The organism is Psychrobacter sp. 4Dc, assembly GCF_002836715.1.
Classification (GTDB): domain Bacteria; phylum Pseudomonadota; class Gammaproteobacteria; order Pseudomonadales; family Moraxellaceae; genus Psychrobacter.
Genome location: NZ_PJAT01000059.1, coordinates 51811 through 65374, shown reverse-complemented (window position 1 = coordinate 65374; position 13564 = coordinate 51811). Strand labels below are relative to the sequence as shown.

The window sequence follows — 13564 nt, the reverse complement described above, 5'->3', positions numbered from 1 at the left end:
TATCAATTCGATGTAATTTGAGGTTTTATCAATTATTTATCCAATACTTGCTATATTTGTTACTTACTGTCAATAATGCGCTCTCAGCAAGGTGTAGGTAATGTTTTCAAACACATTTCACAGCCATTTTTGGGCAAAACATGCTAGCATTAGCGGTTATATCTGTCGCTTGTGTTTATTGAGTATGACTAACCAGTCGCTTAGTAACGTTTACCGTTATTTGAGTATTTAGATGACCCATATCATGCTGATGATATGTCGTCGTACGTCCTAAATATTTAATAAGCTCATCATCAATCGCGCGCATACCAACCGTTTAAGAGTACCCATTGTGATATTACGCCGCTACATGACACAACAAGTTGCCTCGACCACTGCCTTAGTGTTGGGGTTTTTGGTAGTGATGATGCTCGGCGGTCGTTTGATACGCTATTTTGGCATCGCTGCTGAAGGTCGTTTGGACGTCAGTCTACTGTTTACGATCATTGGGTATAACCTACCGTATTTTTTAGAGCTCATTTTACCGTTAGCATTCTTTATCGCTTTGATGCTGGTATTTGGTCGCTTGTATGTCGATCAAGAAATGGCAGTGATTAATGCTAGTGGCGTGTCTCGAGGTAAGCTTGCTCGGTTAATGACACCGTTAATATTGGCGCTGTTCGTTGGTGAAGCGGCGCTATCTGTCGTTGGCAAGCCTTGGGGTGTTCGCTCGTCTGAAGCTGTGTGGCAGCAGCAAGCATTGACCAGTGCGTTCGACTTGATTCGTCCGAACGAGTTTATCAGTAGCGGTAATTATCATTTGTATGTGGGTAGTCTCAGCGATGATAAGAAAAAACTGCAAGATGTGATCTTGATCCAATCTGAACCTGCGAAAAAAGGTAGTGCGGCTGAAGATGTTGATGCTAATGCCACTGATATGAATAATACGATCGACAGCGAAACAGCTGAACAAATTGGCATCTCTGATATTCCAAAAAATATTATAAATAGTGGTGCAAAGGACATTAGCAAAGATACTATCACGTTGGCTAAGCGTGCTGAGCAAGTTGATACTGGCAATAGCGGCGTGACACAGTTGGATTTGTTCCAAGGACGTCGTTACGAAGTTGGCGCAGGCAGTCTCAAATATAATCAAGTCGCTTTTGATCGTTATCGCATCACCTTGACTGAGTCTTCACAGGAAGTTATCACCGAAGACAATATCGAAACGCAACAGATTGGACCGTTGTGGCAAGCCGCCACGAGTAGCTCACCATCAGGCACAAATAGTGCAATGCGCGCTGCACAAGGTGAGCTTGGCTATCGTTTGGCGCTACCATGGCTGATGATTATCGCGCCTATGTTGGCCGTGCCACTGGCGCAAGTCCGTCCGCGTCAAGGACGTTGGCTGCGCTTGTTTCCTTCTATCTTATTATTTGTCAGCTGTGCATTAGGTATCATCTCGCTCAAAAACGCAGTGAGCAAAGACAGCATCAGCGTATGGGCGTATGCATGGCTTATTTTAGGCTTTATGGCTTTGGCGCTTTATATGAATTGGGCTAGCCGTGTGCAACATCGATTGCGCTTTCGCAAACAAGAAAACAGGCTAGCCGCTGCCGCAACTAGTTCAGTTAGCGACATAGATAATCAGAACAACAGCTCACAAGGAGGGCAGTCTTAATGCGCTCTTTATTTGCTAAATCAGCCGAGTCTAATCAATTGGCTAAAAAACCTGCCAATCTAAAAGTCCTTAGCCGCTATGTCAAACTCAATGCTCTATTGGCTATTATCGCTGCCGTCATTGGTTTGTGGGCTTTACAGCTGATTTTCTCTTACTTATCAGAGCTTGATTCGTTAGATGTTAACTACACTATGGGCGAGGCGCTCAAATATATCTTTTATCGCTCGCCTTATTTTTTAGAGCAATTTATCCCAACGGGTGCGCTATTGGGTGCTGTCATAGGGTTAGGTTTGCTGGCCAATAAAAGCGAGCTGGTCGTTATGCGCGCGGCTGGGGTCAGTATTTATCGTATCGTCGGCTGGGTATTGCAGCCCGCTTTGATATTTGTACTGTTGGCATTAGCTATTAACCAGTTCGTCCTACCGTCTTCTAACCAGTTAGCAAAACAGATTAATGATGAGGACAGTACCTCACTGGTCACATCAGTACGCGGCTACTGGACGATACAGCCACGATTCGAAACCGCAGAAGATGGTAGTGCTACACCTGATGGTAGCGACGTTTTATATATTGATTATGCTGATGTTGCGGGTAATATTGGCGAAGTGAAACGCTGGCATTTGGATAATAATGGCAATTTGCAAACTGCTGTCCATGCGGAAGGTGGAAAGTATACTGGCCGTGAACCAATTGATGTGAATAGCGAAAAGCCAAGTGAGCAGTATCGTTACGAGTGGCAGTTAAACGATATGGTCAAGCTCTCTATCAATCAGGGCTTTGAGAGTAGCCAAGCTATTTCACCATCAGATACGTTAAGCTTACCCTTTGCCCCAGAGTCTGTGTATCTGCTAACGCGTAAGGCAGAGGATTTATCATTGACGCAGCTGTATGAGCATCGTACGTTTATGCGCCAACAGGGTAATCGCTCTTTAGATCATGAAGTGGCTTTTTGGCAAAAGCTACTATCGCCATTGTCGATATTGTCGCTGGTGATTGTCGCTTGCTCGTTTGTCTTTGGCTCGCTACGGACGCACAGCTTAGGCTTGCGTATCGTCGTGGCGTTGTTGTTTGGTCTACTATTTAGCTACATTCAGGACTTAGTCGGATTTGTATCGCTAGCGACAGGCTTTTCACCAATGCTCATGGTGCTATTACCAATTATCGGCAGCGCGCTATTGGGTGGATATTTGATAAAACGCCAGATGTAAAAAGACAGTTGGTCATACCAAATAAAAAGCACGCTAAATTAGATTTAGCGTGCTTTTTTATGTCGATTTCAATTTAAGCCTCAGTTTAAATGGCCGAAACTCAATCAGGCAAAGCTAAAACTAGTCTTTGGTCGCCATCGTAATTGTATAGGTTTTACCTTGCTTGATTTTATCGCTATTGCCAAACACTTCGGTAAACGAGCGTTTCACAAATTGGCGTAGGCCATTGATGGTCACCACGTAAAAACGTCCACCTTTACGCATGCGTGCATAGGCATCGAGGAAGTATAAATAATGCTGCTCTTTACCGACTTTGGCTGGCAAGTTCGACATCACAAGGCTAAAGTCTTTATCTTTTGCCACATGATTAAAGCCATTTGATAAATGTACATCGACATTGTTTAAACCATTTTTCTCACAGTTACGGCGTGCGTATTCTACTGCCATAAAGTCTTTATCAATCAGCGTATGCTGACCATTTGGACATTCACGTGCTGCCGTCATACCAAGTACACCATAACCGCAGCCTAAATCGATCGAATCATCATCTTGCTCAAAATCTACATAATCAAGTAGCATTAAGCTACCGTCATCGAGTTTTTGCGGTGAAAAAATGCCCCACGTGGTCGCAAAATCAAACGGCTTACCCAGCACTTCTTGGCGAAAATTGATATCTTCGCGCCAGTGTTCGGCATTTTTTAATAGGTCAGCAGGTGGTCTATGGCTCATGGGATTCTCGGATAATAGATAGGTAAAAGGTAGTGCGCAGCCCAGTTAGGCAGCACGTATATCATGACGCACTTTAATAAGGGTATTGTAACGAGAAAAGGATGGGTTTGCAGCTATCTATTTATGGAACTGCATTTTGCTATATCGCAAAAATTTTTAAGAAAAAATGTTAGAGATATTAGGTAAGAGGTATCGCTTAAGATAGAATCAAATTTAACCTGATAGTCGCTAAGTATTATTTATGCCAGACATTATATTCGTATCCAAAGTAGACTTTTGGCTCGCACTGTTACTTTGGAGTTTGAGTTTATTTACTGTGTCTGTTCCATTATGGCAGTGGAAGCGAGGTGCTCACAAATCCCTCGTACAAACTATATTAATGACGGTTATTCTCATCCCTTTTGCAGCACTAATGCTCATCCCTTTTTTCGGTACTAAGTACATATTAACGAATGACCAACTACAAGTAGATAGTGGGTTCTCTGTTCAAAAAATTGAGCTTACAGATATCATCTATATTATGCCGACTCGAAGTATGAGTTCTGCGCCAGCACTATCATTGGATAGGATTAAAATATCATATCAAGATGAAGAAATACTAATCTCACCAAAAGACCAGTCACGTTTTTATCGCGAGATACAGGCACGTAATCCTAAAATAGTGATAGATACAGCAGGCGAATAGAATGGCATTATCGTTAGCCGCATTCAGCTATACATCGTTCCTGATATTGAATTTTTTTCGAAACTACTTCCCCAAATTCTTCTTTAATAAGTGATCAAATATAAATGGCCCAAATGGCAAAAACGAGCCGAGCACACCAGCAGGTAGCGCCCAAAGCGGCATTTTTATTCTGCTCGCGGTGATGATTAATACCATGACATAAGCAACGAATAATACCCCATGCACTGGACCGACATAGCTTACCGCTTCTGGAATATCGAACATATATTTGAGTGGCATCGCGATACCAAGTAACAATAGAAAAGACGTACCTTCTAAATAACCCATGATAGTGAGGTTTCTAAGTGCAGAGTTTTGACTCTTTGTTAAGGTAGACGGTTGAGCTTGCGACACGATATATTCCTTTTACAATCATCAATAATATTAGATTTCAATGCTGCCCATATGACAATATGGTAAGGCTACCCACGTGGATGATGCTCGGCATGTAATTTCTGCAATCTTGCCGTTGCAACATGAGTATAGATTTGCGTGGTGGATAAATCGCTATGTCCTAGCAATAACTGCACACTTCTTAAATCTGCACCATGATTGAGCAAATGCGTGGCAAATGCGTGACGTAGCGTATGCGGGGATAATTCTTTATCGATACTGGCAACTTTGGCGTACTTCTTAAGTAGATACCAAAAGTTCTGCCGTGTCATATAACCGCCTTGCGCCGTCAAAAATACCGCTTGGCAATTCCCCGATTTTAAATGAGCAATCAAGTCTCCACGCCCATGAGAAAGGTAATCTTCTAGCGCATCAGCTGCATATTCGCCGAGGGGCACCAGTCGCGTTTTATTCCCTTTCCCCGTGATTTGTAGCCAGCCTGAGTTTAGATTCAATTGCTCTAATGAGAGGTTAATCAACTCACTCACCCGCAGACCGCAAGCGTACAAAACTTCTAGCATGGCTTTATCACGGAGACCGAGCGCGGTGCCGGTATCAGGTGCGGCAAGTAGATTATCGACGTCAGCCTCGGCTAAGTCTTTTGGCAGCGGACGTCCGAGTTTTGGGCTTTTGATACGTTCACAAGGATTGTCTTCACGCAGATTACTGGCAATCATCCATAGATAAAACTGGCGCAAGCTTGAGAGCATGCGTGCTTGTGTACGTGGGGTTTTGCCATCTTGAGCAAGGAGTGACAGACAGTGCAGCACATCATCAGGCTGCCAGCGTGTCAGAGCGATAGGATTGGTCAGCTCACAAGAGCGTAGGTCGCGGACGTACGCATTACGAGTACGCGTCGCTAGACCGCGTGCCAGCATGGCTTGACGAAACTCAGTCATATAAGCTGGCTCATCATCGACCGCCAATGCTTTAGGCTGTCGTTGTTGCACGGCACGATCACGGCTCATAGGATGATACTCAGGTAGGGATTAAGTTAGCAATAACAGACAGTTATTAAAATAATGCCAAACTTATCATGCCATTTTTTTCTTAACCAGATAGCGATATAGCGTTACGCTTGCAGGCGTATCCTCATCGCTATCGATGGTAATTTCATCAGGATCAGCGTCTAAGCTCACGTTCTCAGCCAGTGTTTCTTGGCCTACTAGTTCATGACCTAAATGACGACAGAAATTTGGAATATCGCGCGTGGTAGCCGGATCTGTCGCCAATATTTCAATCACTTCACCGCCATCTGCTTTGCGAATGACGCGATGTAGCATCATGACCGGCTCAGGACAAATCAGCCCTTGAGTGTCTAAGTGATGGTGGATAGGCGTGTCTGGTATCGAAGTGGTCATAGTCATTATCGTAAAGCTAAATAAGTGAATTTGAGGATGAGTAGTTTGCTTAAGTGCTTATTGCGGCGTACTTTGTAGGTCGTCTACGCTTCAGTACTTTCAGCCTCTTCGTCGGCATCAGGCGTATCAGCTATTTCTAAAAAGTTAAAAAACCGCTTAAAACTTACTTTAAATAAAAATGCCACGCCCAGCCAACAAGATAGTCCTAACCATGCAGTATCGGCAAAAATTAAGCCACCAACCAATATAATGGTTGATACGCCAATACTCATGGCAATCATCGACGGTTGGTTTAAGCGATAACGATAAACGACCAATGCATCATAAATAGTAATGGGTATCGTGAGGGCTACTAGGGCATATGGCAAATTATAAAATAATTGATAAAGCAACTGGTTATCATGGAAGGCTTTGATACTAGCAATCGTGCCAAAGACCACAAATGCGAAAATAGCCGCATAAATGAGATAAATCGCTATTTGGTTGGCACGCTGTGCGCCTTTAATACGGGCAATAGCAAGTGGAGCAAAACCATGCTGTGACTTATGTTGCGAGGGTTGGTCTGAGACAGTGGTCATAGTAATCAGTCATTTATCCGTTAAGAGGTACGATGTATCGAAGTGATATTATAGCCGCACACGTGTCTTTTACCTATTTGGCTGCTTTATTCTGCTTTGATTGCATCGATAGCGATACTGCTATTAGGATCAGCAAAATAGGTCGACATCAGAATACAAGCGGAGATATCATCGATTGGGTCGCGTTCGTTTTTGATCCAACCATTATCCCATGCGATTTCTCTTGCTTCGATGGAAGTCAGCCGCTCATCACACAGTGATACGGTCACTGGCAAATGCTGCTCCATCACTCTATGGGCCAGACGACGAGCGAATTTGTGTGCTCGTTTTGAGAGCATAGAGCTAGTGCCATCCATATTAAGCGGTAGGCCAACCACGACTTGCGCTACGCCCCAGACTTTAATGATACCAATTAAATTATCCCAATCTGGCTGCCCGTTATTCATTGCCAATATGTCAAAGGCACGCGCCGTCTGCGTAATGGTATTACCGAGTGCCATACCCATCTTTTTGACACCGTAATCTAGCGCCAAGATAAGATGCGGCTTTACCTCTGGCTCAATAGTTTCAGCAGTGCTATCGTTATCGAGAGTAACAAACTCACTTTCAATGTCATTATCTATAGCGTCTGTGCTATTGGCTGTAAAAGTACTATCTACCATAGTAATGGGTGTCCTTTATGTCTTTATCTAAATTCGTAGAGCGTATGATATTACGCATGACCTATGTCACTACTAAGATAGTCGAAATTGACTCCGATTTTGTCGGCTGCGATTTGCCAACGTTCTTCAAACGGGGTATCAAATAATAAATTCAGATCAGCAGGGCACACTAACCAATCACCATTACTCAGCTCTTGGTCTAGCTGTTTCTTACCCCAGCTGGCATGACCTAAGCACAGCTGATAGTGACCGACGCCTTGACCTGCGGCAATACGCTTTAGAATATCTTGGCTAGTTGTGATGCAAACGTTCTCTGAAATAGCAAAAGAAGACGCCCATTCTGGCTGACCAGTATGCAGCACAAAGCCAACTTCCGGATACATAGGGCCGCCCTCTAATGCCACATCTTCCATCACCTGTGGATTGGTCACCTCAATGTCTAAATCTTCTAGTAGCTTACCTACGCGAGATTGCTCAAGCGGACGATTGACCATCAGACCTAGCGCACCATGCTTGTCATGACGGCAAATATATATAAGTGCCTGCTCAAACCTTGGGTCTGACAACTCGGGCGCTGCAATCAAAAAATGATGGGTCAAATTGGTTTTAGACATAGAAACAAACGCAACCTAATAACAAGGGTGAAAGACCACTATATGGTGATAATCAATAGAAAAGCAAGATTCGTACTAATTGCTACTGACCATTACCGAAATTCAAATAACCATCCGTTTTAATGAAAACGAATGATTATTTAACGTTAGATAGGTCAGATAAGAGTTACTTAACATCAGATAATAAGCTGCGAGCATGATCGCGCGTGACATCGGTGATAATGACACCACCAGACATACGCGCCAACTCGTCTACTTGTGCACTGTCGGTCAGTATGAGTAGCTCGCTTTCGGTCTGTTCTTGATGGTGCTTTTGTACCAAGATATGTTGATGCGCTTGTGCCGCGACTTGTGCTTGGTGCGTGATGGCTAGCAATTGCTGTGTTTGGCCAAGTGAGCGTAGCAGCTCGCCAACCACTTGCGCAGTACCGCCGCTTATACCGACATCGACCTCATCAAATACCAACATAGGCTTGGCAGCATTGTTATCAGCATTGGTCGCTTGTAAGACTTGCATCACGAGCGCCATACGTGACAGTTCACCACCTGAGGCGATTTTGTGTAGAGGCTGCATTGGCATACCGACATTGGCGCTGAATAATAAATCAATATCGAAACAACCTTGGGCATTGTACTGACTAGGTTCAGCTTTTTTGGTAAAGACAAATTCACAGCGAGCATTGGGTAGCGCAAGCGGTTGTAGTTGTTTGATGAGTTGCTTACTAATTATCGGGGCAGCTTTTGTGCGCTCTTTATTTAACTGTGTCGCCAGAGCGAGATAGTCTTTCCAAGCCTGCTCAATTTGTGCTGCCATTGCATCACTACTTGGCTCGTTCTCTAGCTGCTCTAATTGCGCTTCCCAGCCTTTTGCTTCATCAATTAAATCACTCGCTGGCAAGCTATGCTTACGTGACAGACGATGTCCTAAGCTGATTAGGTTGTCTAATGTTTGCAATCGTTCAGGATCAGGGAGCTGCTGTTCGGCATAATCTGATAGCAGGGCAGTTACCTCAGTGATTTGCTGCTGTGCTAGATGCAGCTGCTCAGAGGCTTGTTCAAACGTTTGACTGACGCTTACTTGATTGTCACAGAGTTTGATCGCTTGCCCAAGCAAGGTCATGACGTCTGGCTCATCAGTATCATTGTCGAGCAAATGCAGACCATGACTGGCCTCTTGCATTAAGGCTTCAATGTTGGAGAGCTCTTCGTGTTCAGATTCAACTTCGGCGTAATCCACAGCTAATAACGGGGCAATATCTGCTAATTGGCTCTGCAACAACTGAATACGATCTTGACGCTGGGCTTCGCGGCTCGCGATGTCATCTGCGCGACGTTTTAGCTGCTGATAGGCTTGATAGCTACTGGCAGTTTGGATGGCTAGCGGTGTTATCTGTGCCATCTCATCAAGCCATTGCACCACAAATTGCGGCTTAAGTAATGCTTGCTGAGCATGTTGGCTATGTATATTGACCAGTAAAGCACCTAAACTCTTTAGCTCCGCTAAGCTAACCGGTGAACCATTTAGCCATGCTTTTGAGCGGCCAGTATTGCTTAATTGTCGACGAATAAGTACTTCAGGCTCTTCTAGCGGTCGATCATTTTTGGCAAACCAGTCAGCGACGACGCTGTTATTTTCTACATCAAATTGAGCGTAGATATCTGCATGCGCAGCGCCATGCCTGACCATTGCACTGTCTGCTCGCTCACCGACACATAGTGATAGTGCATCTAGCAATAACGACTTGCCAGCACCTGTTTCACCAGTGATGACATTAAAACCTTCAGCCACGCTCAGCTCATGCTGAGCAATCAACGCAAACTGATGTAAAGTTAACGATACTAGCATCAACGCCTCTCAGGACAGACAATGGACATCATATAAATCTTAGGAAGCCATCTATAAATAGGGTAAATAAGGAATTGAAAATATCTATTTAAACTTGCTAATTAGATAAATATTGTAGGCAAATAGTATGGTGTTAAATGTGCGTAAATACAAACTTTAAGACGAGGTATAACAGAATTTATTATTGGGAGATTACCATAAAACTATTAAAAACTGACAATAAATCATCGACATAATACCTATGATATTAATCATTAGGGTCATTGGATATCCAAAGATAAGCATAGTATGAGAAGAAGTATTTTGACTGATAATGATAAAAAGATACCTAAAATGATGGTCTAGCATCCGCCTAGAAAAATACCAAATGAATATTAAACGAACGGGTAGATACTTGTCATCGAATAGAATTTTCCTCGTCGCTTTAACAAACTTTATAGATATAATGTGGTAGCATAATCTCACATAATGATAAACTCTTCTTATGAGTTTGATGCGCTATGCAACCTGATAACGAGTCATAATTTTGTAAAATTGTAGGCGTATAGTGGTAAAAATATGCCACTCAATCATTACTCAAAAGCGTTTTCATAGAACCTGTGGCTACCTTTAGCGCGCAGATATCTACTATAGAGGGATAAAGTATTTAAAGCAGGCATGTTTGCTTACTGGTCGCGTATTTGAAGCCCAGTGCAACTCTGTCAGTACTTTAACCCGTTACTTATTTTTTAGTTTTGCCATAATTATTTGATAAGGAAGCCACTATGACAGCGGCGCAATTTACTAACGTAACAGTTAATGCCCAAGCGACAGTATCTTATGATGGTCGCTGCTCAAGCCATACCATTATGTTTGAGGATGGTCGTCATAAAACGCTAGGCGTGATCTTACCTTGTGACAACTTGGTTGAGCATTATCACTTTAGCACCAACACTTCTGAGCGTATCGAAATCACTAGTGGTGAGTGTGAAGTGAAGATCAATGGTGATGATGAATTCAGCTACTACCGTGCCGGTCAATCATTTGTCGTTGAAGGCAATAGCGGTTTTAACCTACGTACTGAAGAGATTGTTCAATATGTCTGTCATCTAGAAGGCTGATATTATTAATAGGGCGCTTGAGCTTTATTATTCTAGCGCCTGTTCTATCACACATTAGTGTTTCGAGAAAATAAACAATATCGGATTGGTATTGTTTATTTCTTTTTTGACGTTTGGTTTACTGTTCTCTCATCATCAATGGGTCATGACACGTAAAATCTACGTTATCTTCTTTTATCCCGTCGCCTAGTGCGATATCCACTTTATATTTAGTAGGCCTATTATGGCAAAACCCATTTATTTTTACGGCATTCATGCCATTGATGCGTTACTTGAACATCGTCCTCTTGATGGTCTTAGCTTGTTTGTGCAGCAAGGGCGTGAGAGTGACAGTCATGTACAAGCTATCATGGCCGAAGCGGAAGCAAACGGCATTAGTATTCAACCAACCCAAAAAGACAAGCTAACGCAATTATGTGGCAGTCCGCAGCATCAAGGCGTGGTGCTCAATGCTCGTCCGTTAGGTTTCGCTGATGAAGGTTTGCTTGATACTATTGTTGGCCGTGAACAGTGCTTGTTATTGGTACTAGATCAAATCACAGATGCACATAACTTTGGCGCCTGCCTACGTACCGCAGTGGCTATGGGTGTGGATGCAGTGGTTTGTCCAAAACACCATGCAGCGAGCCTAACGCCAACAGTGGCGAAAGTATCGGTTGGCGCAGCAGAGATGATGCCGATCGTCAGCGTTACCAACTTAGCACGCACGTTGTCGCAAATCAAAAATGCAGGCGTTTTCGTATTTGGTACGGCACTTAGTGAAGAGGCTAAACCAATACATGCCGCTGACCTAACTGGAAAGACTGCTATCATTATGGGTTCAGAAGGAGAGGGTATGCGTCGCCTGACAATGGAAAGCTGTGATGAGTTGGTTTATATTCCAATGTCAGGAAACGAGCATGGTAATCTACAGAGCCTAAATGTGAGTGTTGCTACTGGCATGGCGTTGTACGAGGTTAATCGCCAGCGAACTTTAGCTGCTGGGCAAGCGTAAGGTACTCTTGGTGCAAGGGTTCTAGTTGTAGATACAGAGAGGCAAGGTCGCTCTCATTGAGTATGACATTGTCTGCATGACGATTACGCTCTTCACGACTCAGCTGATTGGTCATAATGGCCTTAATCTTTTGTATGCTTTGATCATCACGCTGACTGGCACGTGCAAGCTGCGTGTCTTCGGTGGCATCCATGACTAAAATACGTTGACATAAATTAGCCAGTCCTGCTTCTGCCGCCTCTATAAGTAGGGGCGCAGACAAGACTATATACGGTGAAGTACTAGCATCTAGCTGTGCCTTTGCTGTCTCACGTATCGCTGGGTGAGTGATAGCCTCAAGCTCAATCAGCGCTTCAGGATTTGCAAATACGTGTGTACGTACAGCAGCCCTATCCATGACACCCTCATCCGTCAGTATCCAATCACCAAACTTTTTCTGGATTTTCTGCAGAGTGGTGCTACCTTTAGCGACAGTCTCATGGGCGATCACGTCTGCATCAATAATATCGATGCCTTGCTCAGCAAACCAAGCACTAGCGGCAGATTTGCCACTACCGATACCACCCGTCAAACCAACCACGAGCTTCTTGTTTTTTGGTTGCGTGGTTTGTGGTTGGTGTGAATAAGAGTGCGATATATTTTTTGACATAATAGTGGCTTATCTGATAGATAGAACAATGAATGCAGCTTTGAACTCACAATCGGCCTTGTAAAGCCTTACTTATGAGTCGCTGCCGAAAATTTCCTACAATGATATTTACTACAATAATCTAATGTGCGCTGTCAGTTATTAGACATACATACCGAGATACCAGCTGACGATATCTGAGCCGTATAATAAGGCAGCAATACCTGCAATAGCGATATAAGGCCCAAAAGCAAAAGGTCGGCTTTCACCCTGTTTTTTCATCAAGATCAGCCCAACGATAGAGCCGAGTAAAGATGATAGTAGAATAATCAAAGGTAACATCATAGGTCCAAGCCAAGCACCTAATACTGCTAGTAATTTAAAATCCCCTTGACCCATTCCATGTTTTTTAGTTATTAAGTAAAACACCTTGACTACTATCCATAGCGATAAAAACCCAAGTAGTAATCCCCATATCGACTGTGTTGGTGTGACAAACCAACTTTGTGAGTTTACCGCCAATCCTAAGCCTGCTAAAGGAAAAGTTAGACGATCAGGTAGTAGCTGTGTGTCAAAGTCGATACCTGTTAGAGCAACCAGTGTCCATACTAAAACCAATGCGGACAAGCCTGTAGTATTTACCCCAAACTTATATATTACTAACACGGATAAGAGGGCAGTTACTAGCTCAACGAGAGGATAACGCAGACCAATAGCCGCTTTGCAGCTTGAACAGCGGCCGCGTAGTAATAGCCAACTTATTAAAGGGATGTTTTCATACCACTTAATTTTATGTGTGCAATGAGGGCAGCGTGAAGCTGGGCGACTTAAAGTAATCGGTTGGTCAGTAGCGACAATATTTGCTATGGGTAGCGTATGCTCGCGTGGCATATCTGCCTGTTCAGACATAAACTGGCTACACTCTTGTCTCCAACCATAGACCATTATCAATGGTATGCGATGAATCACGACATTTAGAAAACTGCCAACACAAAGACCTAATAGGCCAAATACGAATAAAGCTAGGGTACTGTTCTCTTGTAGTAACTGTATAAATTGCATCAAAT

At 43.5% G+C, this 13564-nt stretch carries 15 protein-coding genes; 5 read left to right on the top strand and 10 right to left on the bottom strand.

Annotation, left to right across the window (positions count from 1 at the left end; all coding sequences use genetic code 11):
* The first annotated feature begins 349 nt into the window (after positions 1-349).
* The gene (locus CXF61_RS03095; RefSeq protein ID WP_165597105.1) at positions 350-1660 is read left to right on the top strand and encodes an LPS export ABC transporter permease LptF; all 1311 of its coding nucleotides are present in this window, start codon (positions 350-352) and stop codon (positions 1658-1660) included.
* Complete coding sequence (lptG, locus tag CXF61_RS03090) at positions 1660-2868, top strand: LPS export ABC transporter permease LptG (RefSeq protein ID WP_165597104.1); 1209 nt, start codon at positions 1660-1662, stop codon at positions 2866-2868. Before CXF61_RS03095 ends, lptG begins: the two co-directional genes overlap by 1 nt.
* Positions 2869-2988: 120 nt before the next feature.
* Here lptG and CXF61_RS03085 read toward each other — a convergent pair whose 3' ends face one another.
* Entirely contained in the window at positions 2989-3597 is a 609-nt protein-coding gene (locus tag CXF61_RS03085; RefSeq protein WP_101204678.1) for a class I SAM-dependent methyltransferase, read from the bottom strand.
* Positions 3598-3838: 241 nt separating this feature from the next.
* Here CXF61_RS03085 and CXF61_RS03080 point away from each other — a divergent pair, with 241 nt between their 5' ends.
* Entirely contained in the window at positions 3839-4282 is a 444-nt protein-coding gene (locus tag CXF61_RS03080) for a PH domain-containing protein (RefSeq protein ID WP_165597103.1), read from the top strand.
* Between the two features lie 63 nt (positions 4283-4345).
* On the opposite strand, the gene CXF61_RS03075 is transcribed toward CXF61_RS03080, so the two are convergent.
* The 7 genes from CXF61_RS03075 to recN form a co-directional block, all read right to left on the bottom strand.
* Positions 4346-4675 (bottom strand): DUF3817 domain-containing protein, encoded by a 330-nt coding sequence (locus tag CXF61_RS03075; protein ID WP_165597102.1) that lies wholly within the window; start codon positions 4673-4675, stop codon positions 4346-4348.
* A 68-nt stretch (positions 4676-4743) separates the two neighbouring features.
* Positions 4744-5682 carry a site-specific tyrosine recombinase XerD gene (gene xerD / locus CXF61_RS03070; RefSeq protein ID WP_165597101.1) on the bottom strand — a complete coding sequence of 313 codons (939 nt, stop codon included), beginning with the start codon at positions 5680-5682 and terminating at the stop codon, positions 4744-4746.
* A 66-nt stretch (positions 5683-5748) separates the two neighbouring features.
* Complete coding sequence (tusA, locus tag CXF61_RS03065) at positions 5749-6075, bottom strand: sulfurtransferase TusA (RefSeq protein ID WP_102092648.1); 327 nt, start codon at positions 6073-6075, stop codon at positions 5749-5751.
* An 83-nt stretch (positions 6076-6158) separates the two neighbouring features.
* A complete protein-coding gene (locus CXF61_RS03060) occupies positions 6159-6653 on the bottom strand; it encodes a hypothetical protein (RefSeq protein ID WP_102078808.1) in 495 nt (164 codons plus the stop codon).
* A gap of 86 nt (positions 6654-6739) precedes the next feature.
* Positions 6740-7315, bottom strand: a complete 576-nt coding sequence (ruvX, locus tag CXF61_RS03055) for a Holliday junction resolvase RuvX (RefSeq protein WP_165597100.1) — start codon at positions 7313-7315, stop codon at positions 6740-6742.
* Positions 7316-7365: 50 nt separating this feature from the next.
* Entirely contained in the window at positions 7366-7929 is a 564-nt protein-coding gene (locus CXF61_RS03050) for a YqgE/AlgH family protein (protein WP_101204671.1), read from the bottom strand.
* A 166-nt stretch (positions 7930-8095) separates the two neighbouring features.
* The gene (recN, locus tag CXF61_RS03045) at positions 8096-9775 is read right to left on the bottom strand and encodes a DNA repair protein RecN (protein ID WP_165597099.1); all 1680 of its coding nucleotides are present in this window, start codon (positions 9773-9775) and stop codon (positions 8096-8098) included.
* 764 nt (positions 9776-10539) lie between these two features.
* On the opposite strand from recN, the gene CXF61_RS03040 reads away from it, so the two are divergent.
* On the top strand, positions 10540-10875 hold the full coding sequence (locus CXF61_RS03040) for a pyrimidine/purine nucleoside phosphorylase (protein ID WP_057757729.1): 336 nt from the start codon (positions 10540-10542) through the stop codon (positions 10873-10875).
* Positions 10876-11098: 223 nt separating this feature from the next.
* Positions 11099-11869 carry a 23S rRNA (guanosine(2251)-2'-O)-methyltransferase RlmB gene (gene rlmB / locus CXF61_RS03035; RefSeq protein WP_165597098.1) on the top strand — a complete coding sequence of 257 codons (771 nt, stop codon included), beginning with the start codon at positions 11099-11101 and terminating at the stop codon, positions 11867-11869.
* Here rlmB and coaE read toward each other — a convergent pair.
* Positions 11832-12518 (bottom strand): dephospho-CoA kinase, encoded by a 687-nt coding sequence (gene coaE, locus CXF61_RS03030; protein WP_102078745.1) that lies wholly within the window; start codon positions 12516-12518, stop codon positions 11832-11834. The genes rlmB and coaE overlap by 38 nt on opposite strands.
* Before the next feature lie 141 nt (positions 12519-12659).
* The gene (locus CXF61_RS03025; protein WP_165597097.1) at positions 12660-13559 is read right to left on the bottom strand and encodes a prepilin peptidase; all 900 of its coding nucleotides are present in this window, start codon (positions 13557-13559) and stop codon (positions 12660-12662) included.
* Positions 13560-13564 lie beyond the last annotated feature (5 nt).

Bases quoted from the DNA above. Each gene is read 5' to 3' on its own strand.
- CXF61_RS03040 (WP_057757729.1), top strand. From the start codon at position 10,540: ATGACAGCGGCGCAATTTACTAACGTAACAGTTAATGCCCAAGCGACA.
- CXF61_RS03080 (WP_165597103.1), top strand. From the start codon at position 3,839: ATGCCAGACATTATATTCGTATCCAAAGTAGACTTTTGGCTCGCACTG.
- CXF61_RS03085 (WP_101204678.1), bottom strand. From the start codon at position 3,597: ATGAGCCATAGACCACCTGCTGACCTATTAAAAAATGCCGAACACTGG.
- tusA (WP_102092648.1), bottom strand. From the start codon at position 6,075: ATGACCACTTCGATACCAGACACGCCTATCCACCATCACTTAGACACT.
- CXF61_RS03060 (WP_102078808.1), bottom strand. From the start codon at position 6,653: ATGACCACTGTCTCAGACCAACCCTCGCAACATAAGTCACAGCATGGT.
- CXF61_RS03050 (WP_101204671.1), bottom strand. From the start codon at position 7,929: ATGTCTAAAACCAATTTGACCCATCATTTTTTGATTGCAGCGCCCGAG.
- recN (WP_165597099.1), bottom strand. From the start codon at position 9,775: ATGCTAGTATCGTTAACTTTACATCAGTTTGCGTTGATTGCTCAGCAT.
- rlmB (WP_165597098.1), top strand. From the start codon at position 11,099: ATGGCAAAACCCATTTATTTTTACGGCATTCATGCCATTGATGCGTTA.
- CXF61_RS03025 (WP_165597097.1), bottom strand. From the start codon at position 13,559: ATGCAATTTATACAGTTACTACAAGAGAACAGTACCCTAGCTTTATTC.
- lptG (WP_165597104.1), top strand. From the start codon at position 1,660: ATGCGCTCTTTATTTGCTAAATCAGCCGAGTCTAATCAATTGGCTAAA.
- ruvX (WP_165597100.1), bottom strand. From the start codon at position 7,315: ATGGTAGATAGTACTTTTACAGCCAATAGCACAGACGCTATAGATAAT.
- CXF61_RS03095 (WP_165597105.1), top strand. From the start codon at position 350: ATGACACAACAAGTTGCCTCGACCACTGCCTTAGTGTTGGGGTTTTTG.
- xerD (WP_165597101.1), bottom strand. From the start codon at position 5,682: ATGAGCCGTGATCGTGCCGTGCAACAACGACAGCCTAAAGCATTGGCG.
- coaE (WP_102078745.1), bottom strand. From the start codon at position 12,518: ATGTCAAAAAATATATCGCACTCTTATTCACACCAACCACAAACCACG.